General features: G+C 62.8%; 24 protein-coding genes. 14 read left to right on the forward strand and 10 right to left on the reverse strand.

Annotated features, from left to right (window positions below; genetic code table 11):
* Positions 1-83: 83 nt before the first annotated feature.
* Positions 84-740: an outer membrane protein gene (locus tag CK230_RS17895; protein WP_095818481.1), complete on the reverse strand. Its 657-nt coding sequence runs from the start codon at positions 738-740 to the stop codon at positions 84-86.
* Positions 741-831: 91 nt separating this feature from the next.
* The gene (locus CK230_RS17900) at positions 832-1,044 is read right to left on the reverse strand and encodes a hypothetical protein (protein WP_095818482.1); all 213 of its coding nucleotides are present in this window, start codon (positions 1,042-1,044) and stop codon (positions 832-834) included.
* A gap of 157 nt (positions 1,045-1,201) precedes the next feature.
* Here CK230_RS17900 and ade point away from each other — a divergent pair, with 157 nt between their 5' ends.
* Positions 1,202-3,013 (forward strand): adenine deaminase, encoded by a 1,812-nt coding sequence (gene ade, locus CK230_RS17905; RefSeq protein WP_095818483.1) that lies wholly within the window; start codon positions 1,202-1,204, stop codon positions 3,011-3,013.
* A gap of 19 nt (positions 3,014-3,032) precedes the next feature.
* On the opposite strand, the gene CK230_RS17910 is transcribed toward ade, so the two are convergent.
* Positions 3,033-4,202: an alpha/beta hydrolase gene (locus CK230_RS17910; RefSeq protein WP_095818484.1), complete on the reverse strand. Its 1,170-nt coding sequence runs from the start codon at positions 4,200-4,202 to the stop codon at positions 3,033-3,035.
* Positions 4,203-4,308: 106 nt separating this feature from the next.
* Entirely contained in the window at positions 4,309-5,385 is a 1,077-nt protein-coding gene (locus CK230_RS17915; RefSeq protein WP_095818485.1) for an alpha/beta hydrolase, read from the reverse strand.
* Positions 5,386-5,613: 228 nt separating this feature from the next.
* On the opposite strand from CK230_RS17915, the gene ilvA reads away from it, so the two are divergent.
* Positions 5,614-6,870: a threonine ammonia-lyase IlvA gene (ilvA, locus tag CK230_RS17920; protein ID WP_095818486.1), complete on the forward strand. Its 1,257-nt coding sequence runs from the start codon at positions 5,614-5,616 to the stop codon at positions 6,868-6,870.
* The gene (locus tag CK230_RS17925) at positions 6,867-7,427 is read left to right on the forward strand and encodes a DUF1697 domain-containing protein (protein ID WP_095818487.1); all 561 of its coding nucleotides are present in this window, start codon (positions 6,867-6,869) and stop codon (positions 7,425-7,427) included. The genes ilvA and CK230_RS17925 overlap by 4 nt, the downstream gene beginning before the upstream one ends.
* Before the next feature lie 10 nt (positions 7,428-7,437).
* On the opposite strand, the gene CK230_RS17930 is transcribed toward CK230_RS17925, so the two are convergent.
* Positions 7,438-7,725 (reverse strand): DUF2218 domain-containing protein, encoded by a 288-nt coding sequence (locus CK230_RS17930; protein WP_095818720.1) that lies wholly within the window; start codon positions 7,723-7,725, stop codon positions 7,438-7,440.
* Positions 7,726-7,829: 104 nt separating this feature from the next.
* Entirely contained in the window at positions 7,830-8,270 is a 441-nt protein-coding gene (gloA, locus tag CK230_RS17935; RefSeq protein WP_095818488.1) for a lactoylglutathione lyase, read from the reverse strand.
* A gap of 260 nt (positions 8,271-8,530) precedes the next feature.
* Between gloA and CK230_RS17940 the strand changes: the two genes are divergently transcribed.
* From CK230_RS17940 to CK230_RS17955, 4 genes are all read left to right on the forward strand, one after another.
* Positions 8,531-9,124, forward strand: a complete 594-nt coding sequence (locus CK230_RS17940) for a cold-shock protein (RefSeq protein WP_095818489.1) — start codon at positions 8,531-8,533, stop codon at positions 9,122-9,124.
* A 114-nt stretch (positions 9,125-9,238) separates the two neighbouring features.
* Positions 9,239-9,733 (forward strand): DUF192 domain-containing protein, encoded by a 495-nt coding sequence (locus CK230_RS17945; protein ID WP_095818490.1) that lies wholly within the window; start codon positions 9,239-9,241, stop codon positions 9,731-9,733.
* A gap of 16 nt (positions 9,734-9,749) precedes the next feature.
* Positions 9,750-10,517, forward strand: a complete 768-nt coding sequence (locus tag CK230_RS17950) for an alpha/beta hydrolase (RefSeq protein WP_095818491.1) — start codon at positions 9,750-9,752, stop codon at positions 10,515-10,517.
* Positions 10,518-10,570: 53 nt separating this feature from the next.
* Positions 10,571-11,041: a GNAT family N-acetyltransferase gene (locus CK230_RS17955; RefSeq protein ID WP_245429974.1), complete on the forward strand. Its 471-nt coding sequence runs from the start codon at positions 10,571-10,573 to the stop codon at positions 11,039-11,041.
* An 8-nt stretch (positions 11,042-11,049) separates the two neighbouring features.
* Here the strand turns inward: CK230_RS17955 and CK230_RS17960 are convergent, their stop codons facing one another.
* Positions 11,050-11,646 carry a hypothetical protein gene (locus CK230_RS17960; protein WP_095818493.1) on the reverse strand — a complete coding sequence of 199 codons (597 nt, stop codon included), beginning with the start codon at positions 11,644-11,646 and terminating at the stop codon, positions 11,050-11,052.
* A gap of 149 nt (positions 11,647-11,795) precedes the next feature.
* Here CK230_RS17960 and CK230_RS17965 point away from each other — a divergent pair, with 149 nt between their 5' ends.
* The 3 genes from CK230_RS17965 to CK230_RS17975 all read left to right on the forward strand — a co-directional run bounded on the left by CK230_RS17965 (position 11,796) and on the right by CK230_RS17975 (position 13,837).
* On the forward strand, positions 11,796-12,431 hold the full coding sequence (locus CK230_RS17965; protein ID WP_095818494.1) for a VOC family protein: 636 nt from the start codon (positions 11,796-11,798) through the stop codon (positions 12,429-12,431).
* Positions 12,432-12,636: 205 nt separating this feature from the next.
* On the forward strand, positions 12,637-13,485 hold the full coding sequence (gene cysE, locus CK230_RS17970; RefSeq protein ID WP_095818495.1) for a serine O-acetyltransferase: 849 nt from the start codon (positions 12,637-12,639) through the stop codon (positions 13,483-13,485).
* Between the two features lie 148 nt (positions 13,486-13,633).
* The gene (locus CK230_RS17975; RefSeq protein ID WP_042644432.1) at positions 13,634-13,837 is read left to right on the forward strand and encodes a DUF3126 family protein; all 204 of its coding nucleotides are present in this window, start codon (positions 13,634-13,636) and stop codon (positions 13,835-13,837) included.
* A 42-nt stretch (positions 13,838-13,879) separates the two neighbouring features.
* Here the strand turns inward: CK230_RS17975 and CK230_RS17980 are convergent, their stop codons facing one another.
* Together CK230_RS17980 and CK230_RS17985 are read right to left on the reverse strand one after the other, a co-directional pair.
* Positions 13,880-14,839: an ABC transporter substrate-binding protein gene (locus CK230_RS17980; RefSeq protein ID WP_095818496.1), complete on the reverse strand. Its 960-nt coding sequence runs from the start codon at positions 14,837-14,839 to the stop codon at positions 13,880-13,882.
* 66 nt (positions 14,840-14,905) lie between these two features.
* Positions 14,906-15,493, reverse strand: a complete 588-nt coding sequence (locus CK230_RS17985) for a hypothetical protein (RefSeq protein ID WP_095818497.1) — start codon at positions 15,491-15,493, stop codon at positions 14,906-14,908.
* Between the two features lie 346 nt (positions 15,494-15,839).
* Between CK230_RS17985 and CK230_RS17990 the strand changes: the two genes are divergently transcribed.
* From CK230_RS17990 to hupB, 4 genes are all read left to right on the forward strand, one after another.
* Complete coding sequence (locus tag CK230_RS17990) at positions 15,840-16,475, forward strand: ATP-dependent Clp protease proteolytic subunit (protein ID WP_095818498.1); 636 nt, start codon at positions 15,840-15,842, stop codon at positions 16,473-16,475.
* A 290-nt stretch (positions 16,476-16,765) separates the two neighbouring features.
* Positions 16,766-18,040 (forward strand): ATP-dependent Clp protease ATP-binding subunit ClpX, encoded by a 1,275-nt coding sequence (gene clpX / locus CK230_RS17995; RefSeq protein ID WP_040969491.1) that lies wholly within the window; start codon positions 16,766-16,768, stop codon positions 18,038-18,040.
* Between the two features lie 273 nt (positions 18,041-18,313).
* A complete protein-coding gene (gene lon, locus CK230_RS18000) occupies positions 18,314-20,725 on the forward strand; it encodes an endopeptidase La (protein WP_095818721.1) in 2,412 nt (803 codons plus the stop codon).
* Positions 20,726-20,921: 196 nt separating this feature from the next.
* Positions 20,922-21,194: a DNA-binding protein HupB gene (gene hupB / locus CK230_RS18005; protein ID WP_027166452.1), complete on the forward strand. Its 273-nt coding sequence runs from the start codon at positions 20,922-20,924 to the stop codon at positions 21,192-21,194.
* 88 nt (positions 21,195-21,282) lie between these two features.
* Here hupB and CK230_RS18010 read toward each other — a convergent pair whose 3' ends face one another.
* On the reverse strand, positions 21,283-22,305 hold the full coding sequence (locus tag CK230_RS18010) for an aldo/keto reductase (protein WP_095818499.1): 1,023 nt from the start codon (positions 22,303-22,305) through the stop codon (positions 21,283-21,285).
* Positions 22,306-22,405: the final 100 nt, after the last annotated feature.

The raw sequence follows: 22,405 nt of genomic DNA on the forward strand, positions 1-22,405 counted from the left end.
ATTCCCCCCCGCCCCCTGCGGGCGCCGGCCACCTGATTTTCAAGAGACAATAACGGACAGAGCCGCGGCGATGGCGGAAAACGTTAGAATTTATAGCTGAAATTCACGCCCAGCGTCTGCAGCTTCACGTCCTGGTCGCGCTCCGTGAAAGTGTCCGAAGCGTCGAAATGCTCCTTGCCGAAATCGTAGTAGCGGTATTGCGCGCCGACGACGACATTGTTGGTCAAGGCATAGTCGACGCCGGCGCCGAGCGTCCAACCGGTGCTGGTGCGGGTTCGGGCAAAGGTGGTGCCCGCCGCTTGCGAGGTCTCGATGCCGGCAAACGCGACGCCCCCAATGCCGTAGAGCAGCACGCGATCAGCGGCGTAGCCGGCCTTGGCATTGACCGATCCGAACCATTTGACGTCGGTGCCGAAGGTGTTTCCCGGGGCGGCATCGGCGGTGCCGTCGATCGAGGCGTAGTTGAGATCGGCCTCGGCGCCGATCACGGCCTGGTCGAACTGCCAGAGCCCGGCGACATGGCCGCCGACAAAACCGCCGTCGATGTCGGGCTTGATCGGACCGCCATCGACAGTGATGTCGGACCGGCCCCAGCCATAGCCGGCCTGCATGCCGGCATAATAGCCGGTCCAGTCGAAGCCAGGCGCGGTCATCGGCAGATCAGCGCCCAGATCCGCCGCCCAGGCAGACCCGGACAGCAGGGCAAGAAAGCCGGCACTGGCGAGCGTCAGTCGACGCATCGAGCACTCCGAAATGGCGGTTCCAAAAGACTCCTTGGGAAAGACTAGCCCCTTTCGCCGCTGAACGGAATTGCATCTCTGCAACAGTGGTTTACGTCGGTGGGTTGCGCACACGATCCTCCAGGTCGCGCCGTTTCTCCTCGTGTGAGGCCAGCCGGCCGAAGGCATATTCGGCAAGCATCGAGCCGGCGATGAACAGCGCGATCGGTGCGGCCCAGGCCCAGAACGAATGGAAGGTGAAGAAGGCTACGCCGGCGCAACATGCCGACAGCACGAAAATTGCAAACCGGATCGTTTGTGCCATCTCTTCCGCACCTGAATGGTGTCCGGGTTTCAGTCTAGGCCATTTCGCTTCGTCGCAGGAGAGATCTGTCGGACCGGTTCTGTATTAAAACAAATTGGTGTTGCCAACTGGTCAAAACTACGCCCGCTTGGCACAGTCGGGCATACAGGAGTTTTTCATGGCAAGCCGCACTAATCCGACGAAACCCAAGCCCTGGACCGAAGTGGCGACACATCTGGTCGATGTCGCGACGGGCCGAAAGCCCGCGGATCTGGTGATCCGCAACGGCCGCTGGGTGAATGTCCATTCGGGCGAGATCATCCCCGGCACCGACATCGCGATCGCCGCCGGCCGCTTCGCCTATTGCGGGCCGAATGCCAGCCATGCCGTCGGGCCGGGGACCAAGGTCGTCGACGCCGGCGGGCGCTATCTGGTGCCCGGCCTCTGCGACGCGCATATGCATGTCGAAAGCGGCATGGTGACGGTAACGGAGTTCTGCCGCGCGGTGATCCCGCATGGCACCACCTCGATGTTCATCGATCCGCACGAGATCGCCAATGTGCTCGGGCTACCGGGTGTCAGGCTGATGCATGACGAGGCGGTTGCCATGCCGGTCAACGTGCATGTGCAGATGCCGTCCTGCGTGCCGTCGGCGCCGGGGCTGGAGCACGCCGGCGCCGAGTTGACGGTCGCCGACGTGGCCGAGGCCATGACCTGGGAAAACATCATCGGGCTCGGCGAGGTGATGAATTTCCCCGGCGTCGCCGCCAACGATCCGGTGATGTCGGGCGAGATCGCCGAGACGGTCAAGGCCGGCAAGACGGTCGGCGGGCATTATGCATCGCCCGATCTCGGCCTGCCGTTCCATGGCTATGTCGCGGGCGGGGCGGAGGACGACCACGAAGGCACACGCGCCGAGGACGCGATCGCGCGCGTGCGCCAAGGCATGAAGGCCATGCTGCGGCTGGGGTCGGCCTGGTACGACGTCGCGGCGCAGATCAAGGCGGTGACCGAAGGCGGCATCGACCCGCGCCACTTCATCCTGTGCACCGACGATAGCCATTCCGGCACGCTGGTGCATGAAGGCCATATGGACCGGGTGGTGCGGCATGCCATCCAACAGGGCCTGAAGCCGGTGACGGCGATCCAGATGGCGACGCTCAACACCGCGCAGCATTTCCGGCTGGAGCGCGAGATCGGCTCTATCGCGCCGGGGCGACTGGCTGACCTGCTGATCGTTTCGGACCTTGCCCAGATGGCCATAGACGAGGTCTATGGCCGCGGCGTCAGGCTGGCGAAGGCCGGCAAGCTCGAGATCGACATCCCCGCCTATGACTATCCGCAATCCGCGAAGAACACTGTCAAGCTCGGCAAGAAGCTCGCGGCGAGGGATTTCGACATTGCGGCGCCGCAGGGCGCCAACGAGGTGCGGGCGCGGGTGATCGGCGTGATCGAGAACCAGGCGCCGACGCGGGCGCTGGAGGCCGATCTGCCCGTCGAGGACGGGTTGGTCGCCATGGATCGGCGCAACGACATCTGCCAGATCGCCCTGGTCGAGCGCCATCGCGGCACGGGCGGCGTTACCAATGCCTTCGTCTCCGGTTTCGGCTATGTGGAAGACTGCGCAATGGCATCGAGCGTGGCGCATGACGCGCACCACATCATCGTCGTCGGCACCAACAAGGAAGACATGGCTTTGGCCGTCAACCGGTTGGGCGAAGTAGGCGGCGGCGTGGTGCTCTATTCCAAGGGCAAGGAACTGGCGCTGGTCGAGATGCCGATCGCCGGCCTGATGTCGGACGAACGCGCCGAGATCGTCGCGGCAAAGGCCGAGCAATTGACAGAGGCCATGCGCAAGGTCGGCTGCTCGCTCAACAACGCCTATATGCAGCATTCGCTGCTGGCGCTGGTCGTCATCCCGGAGCTCAGGATTTCGGATGTCGGCCTTGTCGACGTGACGACGTTCCAGAAGGTCGATCTGTTCGTATAGGGTGCAGCCCGGCGACTGTTTATTCGCCGCCGGTAGCTATGGTCAGAACCTTGAACGGCGTGGTGATGACCACCTCGGCCACAGATCCCACGGCTTTGCCGAGCCCTTGGCCGATGTTGTCCAACCCGGCTCCCTGAGGTTCGCCCGCTCGCAGGGCTGCCGGCGTGCGCAGCCGGTCGCCGAGCAGTTGCACCAGGATCGGGTTATCGGCGAATTTGGCATGGTTTAAGCCGCCGTCGCCGCCCTTGGTCTTGGTAAGGTCGACCACGACCACGCCGTAGCTCGCGAGATCGGCGGCGTTGCCGTAGTCGCCGACGCGCGGCTTGTCGCCGGAAATGAAGCTCGACAGCTTGAGCGCGCGGTCGTCGCCCGAAAGCAGGATGGCGAAGGGCTTGTCGGGCTTGCCATAGCGGATCATCTGCTTCTTGAAGACATCGACGTCGATGTCGGGCGAGGCGAGGATGACATAGCCGAGCTTGCCGCCGAGGTCGCGGTCGCCGGTGATGGCGAGCTGGCGCAGAGCTTCCATCGTCAGCCAGGTGCCCATCGAATGGGCGATGATGTCGATGCTCTTGACGCGTGTTTTGGCGAGCATCCTCAGCGTCGCCTCAAGATCGTCGCGCGCGGCGTTGGCGCTGTCCTTGTCGTAGATATAGCCGGTCGCCTTGGCGCTCGATGCCCATGAAAACAACACCGGCGTTCCGGGATATTTGGTGTCATGCGCGATCTGCGTCAGCCGGTAGATGCCGTCGTCAAACCCGTTATTGAAGCCGTGCACGAACACCAAAGCGCGGTCGCCGCGCATGGAAATGTCGGCGCTGACAGCCTTGGCGAATTGCTGCGCGTCGCCATAATGGACGACGTCGGTGGCCGTGAACTGCTTGGCGGGGTTAGAGTCGGCGGAGCCCTTGGCGCGCTCGATCGCGCCAACCTGATGGATCTTCGGCACGGTGACGTCGACGCGGGCGTAGCTGGTGGTCAGCGAACGGTCGCCGTCGAACACCTGGCGAGGATCCTTGGTCGCCTGCTGGCGGGTGGTGGCGACGAAGATCTCATGCGTGGCGGCGATGTCGGAGGCCGGCGCGCTAACGGGCTTGCGATTGAGAAGGTCATGTGCGCTCTGGCCGGCGCAGCCGCTGACGGCAAGCGCAAACGCAAGGCCAAGCACGATCCTAACACGCAAGATCACCCGGGATCCCCCAAGGGCGGCAAACCTCTCCGACTATTCCGATAAAGCCAGAGCGCGGCCGGGTCCAGTTCTAAAGTCAATGCAAGGCTACGCCGCGCAAATCGCGTTACTGGCTGGCGAGCTGGCGGATGCGGTCGGTCACGTCGCGATCGCTGGCAAAGCCGTCGTCCTCGCGCAGCCGCTGGCCGATCATCTGCACCATCATCGGGTTGTCGGCGAATTTGGTGTGATTGAAGCTGTCGCTGCCCTTCATCTTGGAAAGGTCGACCACCGTGACGCCATAGGAGGCGAGGTCGGCGGCGTCCCGATAGTCGCCGACGCGCGGCCGCGAGCCAGCGATCAGGCCGGAGAGCCGCAGCGCCCGGTCGTCGTCCGACAGGAGCAGGATAAAGGGCTTGTCCGGCTTGCCGTAACGGCGCATCTGGCTCTTGAAGACGTCGACATCGATGTCGGGCGAGGCGAGCACGACATCGCCAAGCTTGCCGCTCAGATCGCGGTCGCCGGTGATAGCGAGCTGGCGCAGCGTCTCCATCGTCACCCAGGTTCCCATCGAATGGGCAACGATGTCGATGCGCCGGGCACCGGTCTGCGCCAGCATGCGCAGTGTCACTTCCAGCTGATCGCGTGCGGCGGCGGCACTTTCCCTGTCATAGACATAGTCGGTGGTCTTGGCACCGGAAGCCCAGGAGAACAGCACCGGTGTGCCCGGATAGCCGGAATCATGGACGATCTGGGTCAGCCTGTAGACGGCATCGTCGAAGCCGGTGTTGTAGCCATGGACGAAGACCATCACACGTCCGCCGCGGGCGTCGATGTCGGCGTTTAGGGCGCTGGTGAATTTCGGCTGCGTGTCGTAGCCGACGACTTCCGAGGCCATGAAATACTTCGTCGGGTCGTCCGACTTGCCGCGCGAGCGGCGCTCGATCTGGCCGACCTGGTGAACGGGCGGAACGGTGACGCTGACGCGGGCATAGTTCAGCGTCGCCGAGCGTTCGCCGTCGAAGACCTTGTTCGGGTCGTCGGACCGCTTGCGCGTGGTGGCGATGAATATCGAATGGTTGCCCGCGATCTCGGTCGCCTGGGTCGGCACGACGACGCTGCCCAGGATTTCCTGCGTCTGGGGACCCGCGCAGCCTGCCGTCAGCAGCGCAAGGGCAATGATGAAAATCGTCTTCAATCGCACGTCGACACTTCCGCTGGCACTTCCACTCCGGCCGTGACTGGCCGTCCACCTCCGCGAAAAACTCCCCCACAGGCGAAGTGCGGCTAAAGTAAGTCGTGTCCAGCGGAAATCCGCTTCGCGCCGGGCGACTGTCGGCGAAGTGTTGCGCGAAAGCCAAAACGGCGGCAGGAAGGTTTCCGCACGGGGCCACGTCCGTCCTGCCGCCGAGGCCATAATGAGGGATTTCTGTTGAACAGCTTCTCTTCTCGCGTTGCCGCTGCTGCTGAGGCGATCCGCGAAATCTTTCCGGAAACGCCGCTCCAGGAGAACGACTATCTGTCGAAGAAGACCGGCGCCCGCATCCTTTTGAAGCGCGAGGACCTGACGCCGGTGCGCTCCTACAAGATCAGGGGCGCCTTCAATTTCTTCCGCAAGGCGCTTGCCGCCGGCAACCATGCCGAGCTGTTCGTCTGCGCCTCGGCCGGCAACCATGCGCAGGGTTTTGCCTTCGTCTGCCGCCATTTCGGCAAGAGGGGCGTCGTGTTCATGCCGGTGACGACGCCGCAGCAGAAGATCGACAAGACGCGGCTGTTCGGCGGCGATTTCGTCGAGATCAGGCTGGTCGGCGACTTCTTCGACGATTGCTATCGCGCGGCCTTCGAATTCACCGAAAGCGCCGGCGCGCATATGGTGCCGCCCTTCGACCACAAGGACATTATCGAAGGGCAGGCGACGGTAGCCTATGAGATCGCGGCGCAGATGCCGGGTGGGCGCGTGCCCGATATCGTCATGCTGCCGGTGGGCGGCGGCGGCCTTGCCGCGGGCGTGACCCATTATTTCGCCGACCAGCATCGCGACCCGCGCTTCGTATTCTGCGAGCCGGCGGGCGCGCCGAGCCTGCGTGAGAGCCTGGCCAGCGGCAAGCGGGTCAAGCTCGCCAAGGTCGACAATTTCGTCGACGGCGCCGCGGTGGCCGAGATCGGCCGCGAGCCGCTGCGCCACCTCAAGGACTTCACCGGCGATGCCGTCCGGCTGATTCCGGAAAACCGGCTCTGCGCCACCATGATCGAGATGCTCAATATCGAGGGCGTGGTGCTGGAGCCGGCCGGGGCGCTGGCGATCGACGCGCTGAAGGATTTTTCACGCAAGGAGATTAGGGGCAAGACCGTTGTTGCGGTCGTCTCCGGCGGCAATTTCGATTTCGAGCGGCTGCCGGACGTGAAGGAGCGGGCGCTGCGCTTCGAGGGGCTGAAGAAATACTTCATCATCCGCTTCCCGCAGCGGCCGGGCGCATTGCGCGATTTCCTCGAAATGCTCGGTCCCGACGACGATATCGCCCGCTTCGAATATCTGAAGAAGTCGGCGCGCAATTTCGGCTCGGTGCTGATCGGCATCGAGACCAAGGACCGGCGCAATTTCGACCTGTTGAAGGCCAATTTCGACGCCGAGGGCGTGCAGTATCAGGATATCACCGACAACGAGACGCTGGCGGGCTTCATCATATGAGCGCAAAACAAAGCGCGGTCTTCGTTGCGCTGTTTTCCGGCATCAATGTCGGCGGCAACCGCATCGTCAAGATGGCGGAGCTCAAGGCCTTCTTCGAGGGCCTCGGCTTCACCGATGTCGCGACCTATGTGCAGAGCGGCAACGTCGTGTTCCGGGCGAAGAACCAGGACGCGGCGGCGCTGACCAGGGAGATCGAAGCGGCCTTCGACAAGAAGTGGGGTTTTCATTCGCGCATCATGGTGCGCGATGCCGGCTGGTTCGAGCGGCTGGTCAAGGACAATCCCTATCCCGGGATTGCCGGCGACCCGACCAAGCTGCACGCCTATGCGCTGGAGCGAGAGCCGACCGCCGAGGAGACGCAGCGGCTCGCCGACAAATGCACCGGCCCTGAGCGCTTCGAAATCAAGGGCGACGTGCTTTACCTGCACGCGCCGGACGGGCTCGGCAAATCGGTGTTCGCCAATCTGATCCCGCGCACCTTGAAGGTGCCGGGCACGGCGCGCAACTGGCGCAGCGTCCTGGCGTTGCGCGATATGGCCGGGAAAGCCGGCGGCTGATCGCCGATTGTCAGGCGGCCTTTTGCCAGTCGAAGCTCAATTCCTCGCGGAAGGCGAAGCGCTTGATGTGGTCGGCGACCACTGTCTCCAACCGGTCCAGCGAAGCTTCATCGTCGGCTGCCAAAGCGATGTGCAGCGCCTGATCGTCGGCGTCCATCACAGTGCGGCCGATCGAGAGCTGGATGGCGCCGTGGCGCGGGTCGAACTCGACCGGGAATTTGTGCGACCAGTGCTTGCAAAGCTGCTGCAGGTAGCGGCTGGCATGTTCGGTGGCGACATCGGCGCGGCTGGTCGGCATGAAATTCTCCTGGCGGATGAAGAAACGCCAGCCTGGATAAGGCTGGCGCCAATTCCCGGTAGATAGGCGGTATCTGGCGAAACGCCAGCGGCGGCCGATCGGATTTACCAGACGCCCGTGTTCGCCATCGAAGCCCACGGTTCGGCCTTTGCCTTGGCCGGGCCTTTCTGCAGGAGCTCGATCGAGATGCCGTCCGGCGAGCGGATGAAGGCCATGTTGCCGTCGCGCGGCGGACGGTTGATGGTCACGCCGCTGTCCATCAGCTTCTGGCAGGTGGCGTAGATGTCGTCGACCTCATAGGCGAGATGACCGAAATTGCGGCCGCCCTTATAGTCCTCCGGGTCCCAATTGTAGGTCAGCTCGACCAGCGGCGCCTTCTCGTTGATGCCGCTCTGCTCGTCTTCCGGCGCGGCGAGGAAGATCAGCGTGTAGCGGCCCTGCTCGTTTTCGTAGCGGCGCACCTCCTTCAGGCCGAGCTTGTTGCAGTAGAAATCGAGCGACTGGTCGATATCGGCGACGCGGACCATTGTGTGCAGATAGCGCATGGCGGCTTCCTCGGCTTGTTGGGGTTGCCGGGCACCATAGGAGCCACCCAGCGAAAGGGCAATCGTCCGACAATAGCGGCGGCGGGGTCGATTTTGGGGCCCGCCTATCGTCTTTGGGAAGCGCCGGCAAACAACATTTCAGCCTTTCCGGTGCTGAACGGTGAAAAAAGGCACGTCAGCCCTTGCACACCCCGGAAGCCGCAGTGTTAATCTCTTGGCAAGAATCAGTTGCGGTTCAGTTGGAAAAAGGGGGCATTCTTATGGGGGAAAAAGCCTCTTTAACGAGGCGGGACGGAAGCCTTGACGACGCCTTGAAGCGGGACAATGGCGGCGACTCCGGCGAGCTTGTCGAAATCGCCGGCGCGATCAAATGGTTCGACGTGGCCAAGGGCTACGGGTTCATTCTTCCGGACGACGGCGTCTCGGGTGATATCCTCCTCCATGTGACTTGTCTTCGAAAGGACGGCTTCCAGACGGCGCTCGAGGGCGCGCGGGTCGTCTGCCTGGTGAAACAGGGCGAGCGCGGGTTGCAGGCTTTCCGTGTCCTGTCCATGGACGCCTCGACGGCGGTTCATCCGGCCGAGCAGGAACAGCGCACCCACGTTACCGTCAGCCCGGAGAGCGGCCTCGAGCGGGCACTAGTCAAGTGGTTCAACCGCAGCAAGGGTTTCGGCTTCCTGACGCGGGGCGAGGGAACCGAAGATATCTTCGTCCATATGGAGACGCTGCGGCGCTACGGCATAACCGAGCTCCGGCCCGGCCAGGTCGTGCTCGTCCGCTTCGGGCGCGGCGACAAAGGCCTTATGGCCGCCGAAATCCACCCCGATATGGGTACCTTGTCGGCCTCGCATTAAGGGCTTCTCGACGCACTCGAAGAGCCCCTTGGCCGCGACGTGACCATCTTGTCCGAAAACCGGTTCCACTTCCGCGGATCATGGTTTAGGACGAGCGTCTGGACGAGGTACCCCATGGCTTACCGCAATTGGCTGACTGCGGGCGCGCTCTGCGTCGCGATCGTTTTCGCCGCCTGTTTCATGGTGGCGAGGCCGAGTTCGGCGGATGCGATGCTGCTGCCCATCGACCGGACGCCGCTGGTGGTGGCGACCGGTTCGGGCGAGCGTTCCTTCTCCATCGAGATCGCCGACACTTCCGCCGAACGTGAGGCGGGACTGATGTTTCGCCGGACGATGGCCGACGATCACGGGATGTTGTTCGTCTTCGACAGAACCAGCGAGGTGGATTTCTGGATGAAGAACACGCCGATGGCTCTCGACCTCGTCTTTGTCGGCGAGGACGGCCGGATCAAGGCGATCGAGCGCGGCGAGCCCGAGTCCGAGGCGATCATCTCACCCGGACAGCCGGTGCGCTTCGTGCTTGAGTTGAAGGCAGGCACCGCCGCCAAGGACGGCATAAAGGAGGGCGATCTTCTGCGCCATCCGGCCATCGGCGCCCAATCCAACTGAAAAGCAGTTTCTGCCGATGCAATTCCTTTCGCATGACGGTTTCGAACTCGCCTATCTCGATCGCCAGCCGGCCTCGGGGCAGGGCGACCCCGTGCTGATGATCCATGGCTTTGCCTCCAGCCACTACGTGAACTGGGTCTCGCCGGGCTGGTTCAAGACGCTGAACGACGCCGGTTACCGGGCGATCGCCTTTGACAATCGCGGCCATGGCTCGTCGTCGAAGAGTTATGACGAGGCCGATTACACGCCGGCCAAGATGGCTTCCGACGCGGCCGCGCTGCTCGATCACCTCGGCATCGAACGCGCCCATGTCATGGGTTATTCGATGGGCGCGCGGATTTCGGCCTTCCTGGCGCTCTCCGACCCGCAGAAGGTCGCAACGCTGGTGTTCGGCGGCCTCGGCATCGGCATGGTCGACGGCGTCGGCGACTGGGACCCGATCGCGGCGGCGCTGCTGGCGGAGGATCCCTCGCAAAACACGCATCCGCGCGGCCGCTCCTTCCGCGCTTTCGCCGACCAGACGCGCAGCGACAGGCGCGCGCTCGCGGCCTGCATCGCAAAGTCGCGCGAGTTGCTGAGCGAGGACGACATGGCGCGGATCGCCCAGCCAACGCTGATCGCGGTCGGCACGAAGGACGATATCGGCGGCTCGCCGGACGAGCTCGCCGCCCTGATGCCGAACGCCAGGGCGTTCCACATCGAGGGCCGCGACCACATGCTCGCCGTCGGCGACAAGAGCTTCAAGCAGCGCGTGCTCGAATTCTACGCCGAAAACCCGCTCTGAGCGCACTCGCTCTCCGCCTGACAATGGTCGATCTTCTCGTCACTTATATGGAGATGTCCGTGCCACCGCAGGGCGCGCCGCGTGCATCACCTTTGCCCGGCGCCATCGTGGCGCGCGAAAGGCTCGATCCTTCCAGCTATCTCGATCTCTACCGCGCGGTCGGCGGACCGGTGCAATGGGACCAGCGGCTGCGCGTGGCGGAAGCGGAACTCGAAACGCTGCTCGCCGACGATGCCACGCATATCCACGTGCTGCGCCTCGATGGCGGGGCTGCTGGTTTCTGCGAGTTCAACCATGTCGGGCGGCCGGCTGTCGAGCTCGTTCACTTCGGACTGGTCCCGGCCTTTCAAGGGAAGCGGCTGGGGCCGTTCTTGCTCGACCGGGCGTTGCGCGCGGCGTGGTCGCATCGGCCCGAGCGGGTTTGGCTCCACACCGATACGCATGACCACCCAGCCGCTCAGGCGGTCTATGAGCGCGCCGGCTTCAAGGCCTATGCGCGACGGATGGAAACTTTTCCAGACTAAGTTCCCTTTCAACCCTCCAGTGCCGCCAACGAGCGCTGGATGTTATGGCGGGCCTGTGTTTCGAAACGCTTCTGGAATTCGGCGGTGTGGAAAATTCGCGGACGGGCGAGGAAGGTTTTCAGCACGGCTGAGCGGCCGGCGCGCCACATCGGCTCTTCCACCCAGCCATATTCCAGCCGGACCGCCTTTTCGTAAGCATCGAACGCCGCAGGCTCGGCGCCGAGGATCGCCAGATCCATGTCGAGCAGAACGGCGGCATCGTTGAGCGCGTTTTCGTCGCGGAAAGGTGGCAACTGGTGCGTGGCGGTGGCGTTGATCATCGCCGCTATGCGGGCGAGGCGGTGGGGATCGATGCGCCCGGCGAGCCTTTTCTCGGCCAGTTCAGCGCTTTTTGCCTCATTATCCTTGGCGCGGCTGTCGTAAATGGCATCGTGGAACCAGATCGCCGCTTCGACGCCCTCCGGATCGTCGAGCAGGCCCCGGTATTCTTCAGCCAGCGCCAGCATCGCCTCAATGTGAGCCAGGCCGTGATAGTGGCGTTCTTCGGCGCTATAGAGCGCGGCAAGCTCGCTTTTTAGCGCTTCGTCGATCAAGGGTTCCTGCATGGCTGGCCTTTCCAGGGAGCCTCGCGTGACCGCGGGCAAGGGAGAATGTCGCCCAGCGCTGCCGCAAACGCCAGCCGCCATCGCAAACGGTTGACCAAACGACAAGACGGCTGGAAGCTGCCGCGTCACTCAAACCGGAGGAGTTTGGCATGACCAGCACCGAGAAAGCGAAACCAGGCACGATCGACATGAAGCTGGAGGCTGTCGTCATCCCCGTCTCGGATGTCGATCGGTCCAAGAATTTCTATGCAGGGCTAGGCTGGCGGCTCGACGCTGATTTCGTCGTCGGCGACACGTTCCGCGTTGTGCAGTTCACGCCACCCGGCTCACCATGCTCGATCCATTTCGGCAAGGGACTGACGCCGGCGGCGCCCGGCTCGGCAAAAGTGCTTTATCTCATCGTGTCTGACATCGAGGCGGCCCATGCCGAGCTGGTCGCGCACGGTGTCGCGGCGAGCGAGGTGTTCCATCGCAACGGCCCTGGCCAGCCCGCGGTCAGCGGTCGGCATCCGGAGGGGCGCAGCTATTCCTCGTTCGTCACCTTCAACGATCCGGACGGCAATGGCTGGCTGCTGCAGGAGATCACCCAGCGCCTGCCCGGGCGCGTCGATGCGCGCGACACGACGTTCGCGTCGTCGGCCGAGCTTGCCGCCGCATTGCGTCGCGCGGCCGCTGCCCATGGTGAGCACGAGAAGCGCGCAGGCGGGCAATATGACACGAACTGGCCTGACTGGTATGCCGCCTACATGGTGGCTGAGCAGGCTGGAACAGCGCTGCCGCAATAGGCTTCCGGCATCAGGTTGCGGGAGCCGAGGATGCAGGAACCGGCGATTTCGAATACGATCGCCGAGCAAGGGTTCGTTTTCCATCGTCGCTTGAATTTACGTGAACCAGGTCCATTTGAACGAACACTAAGGAAAATTGAGTTCAACCGTGCTATGATCTGGCCTATATGTGCCGCCGGAGAATGAGCAAGGCCGGAGAGCGTCGATGAACAGCATTACGATTGCCCGCCCCAGCATGGTGCAGCCGGTCGACCCGATCTGGCGATCGATCCGTGACGAGGCGATGGAGGCGGTGAACCGCGATCCGTTGCTTGCGGCCTTCCTCTATTCGACCATCCTCAACCAGGAGAGCCTGGAAGAAGCGGTGATCCACCGGCTTGCCGAGCGCCTGGCGCATCAGGACATCGGGTCAGATCTCATCCGCCAGACCTTCAAGGCGATGCTGGACGACGACCAGGATTGGAGCACCACGGTTCGCGTCGACATCCAGGCCTATTACGACCGCGACCCGGCCTGCGACCGTTTCATCATGCCGGTCCTCTATTTCAAGGGTTTTCACGCCATCCAGACGCACCGGCTGGCACACTGGCTGTGGAACCAGGGCCGCAGGGATTTCGCGCTCTATCTGCAGAGCCGCTCGTCCTCCGTGTTCCAGACCGACATCAATCCGGCGGCCCGCATCGGCAAGGGCATCTTCCTCGACCACGCCACGGGCCTGGTCGTCGGCCAGACGGCCGTCATCGAGGACGACGTCTCGATCCTGCATGGGGTGACGCTGGGCGGTACCGGCAAGGCCAATGGCGACCGCCATCCGAAGATCCGCCGCGGCGTGCTGATCGGCGCCGGCGCCAAGATCCTCGGCAATATCGAGATCGGCCACTGCTCGAAGATCGCCGCCGGTTCGGTGGTGCTTTCGCCCGTGCCGCACAACAAGACGGTCGCCGGCGTGCCCGCGCGCGTCGTCGGCGAGACCGGCTGCGACCAGCCTTCGCGGCAGATGGACCAACTCCTGCCGTCGCAGAGCATGGATCACGTGGTCAGCTTCGACATCTGACCGACCGCGTACCGGTGGCGGCCGAACGGGCCGCCAGTTCCGCTTGGCTGTTCTCCCATGTTATCCTGCCGGCTTGCCTTTACATGGCCATTGTTGGCGTGTCAGAAGCGCGTTCCCACGAACAAGGCCGACATTTCGGAGAAGACTTTTGAAGCCTGACGAAATCAGAAAGCTGGACGCCTATTTCAAGCGCGTCTTCCAGAACCCCAAGCTGCAGGTCAAGGCGCGCCCGCGCAAGGAAGACTCGGCCGAGGTCTATGTCGGCGACGAATTTCTCGGCATCGTCTTCAAGGACGAGGACGACGGCGACTATAATTTCTCGATGGCCATTCTCGACATCGACCTGGGCTAAATCAGCCCTGGCGAACTGCCGCCGAATGGAGCATCCCGACAGCTACCCGACGATTTCGGTGGCCAACCGAAGCAAGCTGTCGGGCAATGTGACTGCTATTTTGCGCGCAGCGTTCAAATTGACGATCAACTCGGGCCGGCGGACATATTCGACTGCAAGCGCGCCGGCGTCGGCTCCCTCGAGGATCATGGCGACCTGGCTGGCCGTCCGGCGCGCGGCAAACGCCAGGCTCGTGCCATAGGCCAGCAGCGGACCGTACCTCGCGTGGTCCCTGCCGAAAACGGCCGGCAGCCGCGCAGCGTTCGCCATCCCGACGATCCTGGCCCCGTAAGTCGTGGTTCGCGGAACCTCCAGGCACAGCAGTCCGTCCGCCTCGGCGGCCGCGAAGGCGGCGAAACCAGCCTCCAGGTCTTCCTCGCTGCCAAGCAGGTGAACGCAAATGTCGAGGCCTTCCGCTTCGGCCGCTGCTTTTGAGAGTTTCGGCAGGATGTCTGGAACCCCCGCGTCGCCCAAAATCGCCAGGCGCCTCAGGTTCGGCGCCACCTGCTTCAACATTCGCACTTGCTCGCGGATCTGACCTGGGTCGAAATTCGAGCATCCCGTCGTGCGGCCGCCGGGCCACTCGACGTTCTGGACGATTTTCGCCGATACCGGATCGAGCACGACGGCAAAGACGATTGGCAGATCGGGCGCCGCCTCGCGAGCAGCCCAGTAGCTCACGTCCCCAATGGCGACGATAATCTCGGCTCCGCACTGAACAAGCTCGCCGGCAAGGGCTGGAAGGCGATCGAGATACCCATCGGCAAAGCGAGGCTCGATCCGGATGGTTTCACCGTCCCGGTAGCCCTGCTCTGCGATCGCCCCGCAGAAAGAGCCGAAGCTCGGATACGAGCGGTCGCCGGCGAGCAGAACGCCGACAACGGGGATGTCTGAAGGCCGCATTCTTCGCATTCCCGGCAGTTTCTTGGCGCGCCCGCGCTGCTTCGATGTCGAAGCTACCATAGGGTAGCGCAGGCGAAATGCCGAAAACCCGCTTCCTGTGCGCGGCTGCGAAAACTCCGGTCAACCCTAATCGACGCAATGTCGTGGGATATGCACCCGTCGCCAGCTTGTCGAACCTTCCCGCACCACCACCCGGCGCGCCACCGTCGCGTATGAGGGCGGGATTTCCCGGATGCGGACTTGCTGCGGCCGCACCAGCACTTCGTGGGCAACCGCTTCATATTCCGCCGGCTGAACGACGCGCCGGACGCGCTCCGGCTGGACCACGACCGTTTCCGCCACACGCGCATAGCGGGCCTTGCGCCAGACCTTGCACAGCACCTTGCGGCCATGGATGACGCGCCACTCCCAGGCATAGCCGCCATCGTCCACCTTGACCGTGTGGTAGACCGTGCGTGTCACCGCCGGCACGGTCTCATAGGTGACGCGCGGCGGCGCGATCGGGTCCACGCTTTGATAGGTGCCGAAGATCGGCGCGTCGTAATCGACCACCTGTCCGCCGGGGCTCACCATCACATCCTCGTAGACGGTGTCATAGAGCGCCTGCCTGTGGATCGGCTCGTAGCATTCGAGCGCGCGGCCACCAGCGGCGGTTCCTGAGACGCTGGCAAGCATCGCGACCGTCGCCAGCGATGCGGAGTGTTTGCGGATCATGACATTCCCCCGTTGAAAAAGGACGCCTTCACAACGCAGGACTGTAGCGGAAGGTCCGGGGTCGGACAGTGATTTCAAGGCTTTTCGTTAAGCGGCGCGGTTAAGGAAGTGCTACCTTGCGGATGGCTTCGTCCGGCCAACCAGGACCGAAGCCGTCTCGGGCGATCAAATCGGCCATGTTTCTCCGGCCTGCAGCGCTTTACTCGACTTAACCAGATGGCTAGGAGAGGCGGCCTTGCGCTAGGGTGAGCCGGCATCCTATTTAGGTCATAACCGATCCAGAACGATTCCGCGCCATTGCCCGCATACCAAGGTGCCGGAAATCCATCTCCAACAAGGGTAGTCCATGAAGAACCCCGTTGAAACCTACATGAACCTCGTTCCGATGGTGGTCGAGCAGACCAATCGCGGCGAGCGCGCCTATGACATTTTCTCGCGCCTCCTGAAGGAACGCATCATCTTCATCACCGGCCCGGTCGAGGACGGGATGGCGACGCTGGTTTGTGCACAGCTTTTGTTCCTCGAGGCGGAGAATCCCAAGAAGGAAATCAACCTCTATATCAATTCGCCGGGCGGCGTCGTCACCTCGGGCATGGCGATCTACGACACCATGCAGTTCATCAAGCCGGCCGTGTCGACACTCTGCATCGGCCAGGCAGCTTCGATGGGGTCGCTGCTTCTAACCGCTGGCCACAAGGACATGCGTTTCGCCACGCCGAACGCCCGGATCATGGTCCATCAGCCGTCCGGCGGCTTCCAGGGTCAGGCGTCGGACATTGAACGTCATGCGCAGGACATCATCAAGCTGAAGCGCCGCTTGAACGAGGTCTATGTCAAGCATACCGGCAAGAGCTATGACGAGATCGAGCGGACGCTCGACCGCGACCATTTCATGACCGCGGACGAAGCCCGGGATTTCGGTCTGATCGACAAGGTCATCTCGAGCCGCGAGGCCGTCGAGACAGCCACGGCTTCAGCCTGATTTCGGCAGCAAATGACAGCATAACGCGGTTTTGGCGCGGCTTGCGGCATTTCGGCCACATTTGGCTGTTCCCTCAGGCGTTGCGATTGCCTACGTTAAGGCTATGTTGATTTTCGACGGCTTAGCTTTGAATGGGGTTGCAGCGAATCATTGCCGCGTTTCTGATTTCGTGTTTCGTAAGGAATGCGCTGTGTGAGCCGGGACACTGGCGGTGGCGGATTCCCGCGATAGATTGGTGAGACGTCACTGAAAGCCAGACCACCGGCGGGCGTTGGTGAAAGGACAGAAAAATGAGCAAGGTCGGCAATAACGGCGGTGACTCCAAGAACACGCTTTACTGCTCGTTTTGCGGCAAGAGCCAGCACGAAGTCCGCAAGCTGATTGCCGGCCCGACCGTCTTCATCTGCGACGAATGCGTCGAGCTCTGCATGGACATCATCCGCGAGGAGAACAAGACCTCAATGGTGAAGTCGCGCGAGGGCGTGCCGACCCCGCAGGAGATCCTCAAGGTCCTCGACGACTACGTCATCGGCCAGCCCTACGCCAAGCGCGTGCTGTCGGTGGCGGTGCACAACCACTACAAGCGCCTCGCGCATGCCGGCAAGAACAACGACGTCGAGCTGGCGAAGTCGAACATCCTTTTGATCGGCCCGACCGGCTGCGGCAAGACGCTGCTGGCGCAGACGCTTGCCCGCATCATCGACGTGCCGTTCACCATGGCCGACGCCACGACGCTAACCGAAGCCGGCTATGTCGGCGAGGATGTCGAGAACATCATCCTGAAGCTGTTGCAGTCGGCCGACTACAATGTCGAGCGCGCCCAGCGCGGCATCGTCTATATCGACGAAATCGACAAGATCTCGCGCAAGTCGGACAATCCCTCGATCACCCGCGACGTGTCGGGCGAGGGCGTGCAGCAGGCGCTCTTGAAGATCATGGAAGGCACGGTCGCTTCGGTGCCGCCGCAGGGCGGCCGCAAGCATCCGCAGCAGGAATTCCTGCAGGTCGACACCGCCAACATCCTGTTCATCTGCGGCGGCGCCTTCGCGGGCCTCGACAAGATCATCTCCGACCGCGGCCGCAAGACCTCGATCGGCTTCGGCGCGACCGTTGCCTCGCCCGAGGATCGGCGCACCGGCGACCTGTTCCGCCAGGTCGAGCCCGAAGATCTGCTGAAATTCGGCCTGATCCCGGAATTCGTCGGCCGTCTGCCGGTTCTGGCGACGCTTGAAGACCTCGACGAGCCGGCGCTGATCCAGATCCTGACCGAGCCGAAGAACGCGCTGGTCAAGCAGTATCAGCGGCTGTTCGAGATGGAGAATGTCGACCTGACGTTCCATGAGAACGCGCTGTCGGCGATCGCCAAGCGCGCCATCGAGCGCAAGACCGGCGCGCGCGGCCTGCGCTCCATCATGGAGGCCATCCTGCTCGATACGATGTTCGAGCTTCCGGCGCTGGAGGGCGTGCGCGAAGTGGTAATTTCGGAAGAGGTGGTGTCAGGCAACGCAAGGCCGCTCTACATCTATTCCGAGCAGAAGGAAAAGAAGGGCAATGTCAGCGCCTGAATGGCACTGGACCCGTCATTTTCATGGAACGGCGCCCGCGTGGCGCCGTTTTGCTGTCAACGGGGCGGGGATATGCGATGGAACGGGTCGAGCGACCGTGTTAACCCTTGATCTTTGCCCCGGCTGCATCCACCTAACAGCAGAAGGCCGAGGCGCCGAATTCTGTGCTGTAAAACTCCCGTCACAAACGGTGGTAGGCGGAACGACACTCGGTCGTTAATATGAGATTCGCGGTTGGCTAAAATAAGCGGCCGCGACATGAAAGGTTGGACAATGGCCAAGATATCCAAGGCTTCCGGCGACGGCGTTTTCGCAGTCCTCCCACTGCGCGATATCGTCGTGTTCCCGCATATGATCGTTCCGCTCTTCGTGGGCCGTGAAAAGTCGATCAAGGCGCTGGAAGAGGTGATGGGTCAGGAGAAGCAGATCCTGCTCGCCACCCAGATGAATGCAGCCGACGACGATCCTGAACCCGATGCGATTTTCGACATCGGCACGCTCGCTAATGTGCTGCAGCTCTTGAAGCTGCCCGACGGCACCGTGAAGGTGCTGGTCGAGGGCGCCTCGCGCGCCAAGATCGTCTCGTTCACCGACCGCGCCGATTTCCATGAGGCCCGCGCCACCGCGCTCGCCGAGCCGGAAGAGGAAGAGGTCGAGATCGAGGCGCTTGCCCGCTCGGTCGTCACCGACTTCGAGAATTACGTCAAGCTGAACAAGAAGATCTCGCCCGAGGTGGTTGGTGCCGCCAGCCAGATCGACGACTATTCCAAGCTCGCCGATACGGTTGCCTCGCATCTCGCCATCAAGATCCCCGAGAAGCAGGAGATGCTTGCCACGCTTTCCGTGAAGGAGCGTCTGGAGAAGGCGATGGGCTTCATGGAAGCCGAGATCTCCGTGCTCCAGGTCGAGAAGCGGATCCGCTCGCGCGTCAAGCGCCAGATGGAGAAGACACAGCGCGAGTACTACCTCAACGAGCAGATGAAGGCGATCCAGAAGGAACTCGGCGAGGGCGAGGACGGCCGCGACGAGGCCGCCGAGATCGAGGCGCGCATCAAGAAGACCAAGCTTTCCAAGGAGGCCCGCGAGAAGGCGGAAGCCGAATTGAAGAAGCTCCGCTCGATGTCGCCTATGTCGGCTGAATCGACGGTGGTTCGCAACTATCTCGACTGGCTGCTGTCGATTCCGTGGGGCAAGAACTCCAAGGTCAAGCAGGACCTGAACTATGCGCAGGACGTGCTCGACGCCGATCATTTCGGCCTCGACAAGGTCAAGGAGCGCATCGTCGAGTATCTCGCCGTGCAGAGCCGCCAGAAGAAGATCAAGGGGCCGATCCTGTGCCTCGTCGGACCGCCGGGCGTCGGCAAGACCTCGCTCGGCAAGTCGATCGCCAAGGCGACCGGCCGCGAGTTCATCCGCATGGCGCTCGGCGGCGTGCGTGACGAGGCCGAGATCCGCGGTCACCGGCGGACCTATATCGGCTCGATGCCCGGCAAGGTCATCCAGTCGATGAAGAAGGCCAAGAAGTCCAACCCGCTCTTCCTGCTCGACGAGATCGACAAGATGGGCCAGGACTTCCGCGGCGATCCGTCATCGGCCTTGCTCGAGGTGCTCGATCCGGAGCAGAACTCGACGTTCATGGACCATTACCTCGAGGTCGAATACGACCTGTCGAGCGTGATGTTCGTGACGACGGCGAACACGCTGAACATCCCTGCGCCTTTGATGGACCGCATGGAGATCATCCGCATCGCCGGTTACACCGAGGACGAGAAGATCGAGATCGCCAAGCGTCACCTGATGCCCAAGGTGATCCGTGATCATGCGCTGCAGCCGAACGAATTCTCGGTCGGCGAGGACGCGATCCGCGGCATCATCCAGACCTACACGCGGGAAGCCGGCGTGCGCAGCCTGGAGCGCGAGCTGATGAAGCTCGGGCGCAAGGCGGTTACCGAGATCCTGCGGACGAAGAAGAAGACGGTGAAGATCACGGCGGAAAACCTCGCCGATTATCTTGGCGTGCCGCGCTTCCGCTTCGGCCAGGTCGAGGCCGACGATCAGGTCGGCGTGGTCACGGGTCTTGCCTGGACGGAAGTCGGCGGCGAGCTGCTGACGATCGAAGGCGTCATGATGCCCGGCAAGGGCCGCATGACGGTGACGGGCAATCTGCGCGACGTGATGAAGGAATCGATCTCCGCGGCGGCTTCCTATGTCCGCTCCCGGGCGATCGATTTCGGCATCGAGCCACCGCTGTTCGACAAGCGCGACATCCACGTCCACTTGCCGGAAGGAGCGACCCCGAAGGACGGTCCGTCCGCTGGCGCCGCGATGGCCACGGCTATCGTGTCGGTGCTGACGGGTATCCCGGTCCGGGCCGATGTTGCGATGACCGGCGAGATCACGCTGCGTGGCCGCATCCTGCCGATCGGTGGCCTGAAGGAGAAGCTGCTCGCGGCATTGCGCGGCGGCATCAAGAAGGTCCTGATCCCGGAAGAGAACGTCAAGGATCTGGCGGACATTCCGGACAATGTGAAGAACGGCATGGAGATCGTTCCGGTCTCGCGGGTCGGCGAGGTACTCGCACACGCGCTCACCCGGATGCCGGAGCCGATCGAGTGGGTCGAGCCGGTTAATGCGCCGGCTCCGGTCGACAGCGGCGACGATGCCGGAAAGTCGCTCGCGCACTAACAAAAGTTAAGGTTGCAGTGCACAAAGAGAGAGCCGGGCTTCGAGCCCGGCTTTTTCATGTGAAAAAGCCACAAAAAAATGCAAAAAAGCCCGGAATTCCGCGGTTTTTGGGCTTGGGTTCCGGAACGCTTCTTTCTAAAGTCCGTTTCCTGCCGGATGAGTCGTAGTTCCGGTTTTCTCATGGAAGGGAATTTTTATGAACAAGAACGAACTGGTGTCCGCTGTCGCCGACTCCGCAAGCATTTCGAAGGCTGATGCTCAGTCGGCCGTCGATGCGGTGTTCTCCGTGATCACTGGCGAACTGAAGAAGGGCGGCGATGTCCGGCTTGTCGGCTTCGGAAATTTCACCGTGTCAAAACGCGCTGCTTCGACCGGCCGCAATCCGCAGACCGGCGCGGAAGTGAAGATTCCGGCACGCACCGTGCCGAAGTTCTCGGCCGGCAAGGGCCTCAAGGACGCGGTCAACTAAGACCTTTTTCTTTAAGAGCAGAAAAGCCGGGCTTGCCCGGCTTTTCTTTTTCAGGTGATAGGCAGCCGGCACTTTTTCCTGGAATTGCTCAGGCCGTCGGCGCGTCGGCGCGCAACAGGCCTTCCTGCTTCAAATCCGCCCAGAGTGCAGCCGGTATCTTGGTGTCGAGCAGCGCGCGGTTGCTTTCGACCTCGGCCGGCCGCTGGCCGCCGGGGATCACCGACATCACCGAAGGATGCTGCAGCGGGAATTGCAGCGCCGCCTCGATCAGGCGCACGTTGTGGCGCTTGCAGACGGCCTCGATGCGCGCCACGCGATCGAGGATCTCCTTCGGCGCCTCGCTGTAATTGTAGAAGGCGCCAGGCTTCGGCCCGGTCGCCAGCACGCCGGAATTGTAGGGGCCGCCCAGCACGATGCCGATGCCGCGCTTCTGGCAAAGCGGCAGGAAGGACTGCAGCGCTTCCTGTTCGAGCAGCGTGTAGCGGCCGGCGAGCAGGAACAGGTCGAAGTCGCCGCGCTCGGCGAGCGTCTGCGCGACCTGCCACTCGTTGATGCCGCCGCCGAAAGCCTTGATCACGCCCTGGTCACGCAGCGAAAGCAGTCCGTAATAGCCGGACGACATGAACTCCGCGATGCGGGCATCCGAGGCTTCCTTGCTGCCATGGGTGAAGATGTCGACGTCGTGGACGAAGAGAATGTCGATGCGGTCGACGCCCAGACGTTCCAGCGAGGCCTCGAAGGAGCGCATGACGCCGTCATAGGAGTAGTCGTAGACTTCGCGGCGCGACGGTGTCTCGAAGAACTTGCCGATGCCGGTGCGCTGGTCCGGCGGGGCGACGCGCATGATGCGGCCGACCTTGCTCGACAGCACATAGTCGTCCCGCTTCCTGCCGCGCAGGAACGGGTTGAGGCGGGTTTCGGAGAGGCCGAGGCCGTAAAGCGGCGCCGTGTCAAAGTAACGGCAACCGGCCGTCCAGGCCGCTTCCAGGGTAGCATTGGCGTCCTCGTCGGAGACGGCGCGATAGAGATTGCCTAGCGGCGCGGCGCCGAAGCCCAGTTCCGTGAAGGTGATGCCGCCATTGCCGCTGCGGTCGAAATGCCGTGTCTTCATGTCTGACGATGTCCCGGAGTGATTTGTCTGACATGACACTATCACGCTGGTGGCCCAGCAAAAGTGCCGAGGCTCGTTGGACAGCGATTTTCGCGGTGAT

The sequence above is a fragment of the Mesorhizobium sp. WSM3859 genome, assembly GCF_002295065.1.
GTDB lineage: Bacteria > Pseudomonadota > Alphaproteobacteria > Rhizobiales > Rhizobiaceae > Mesorhizobium.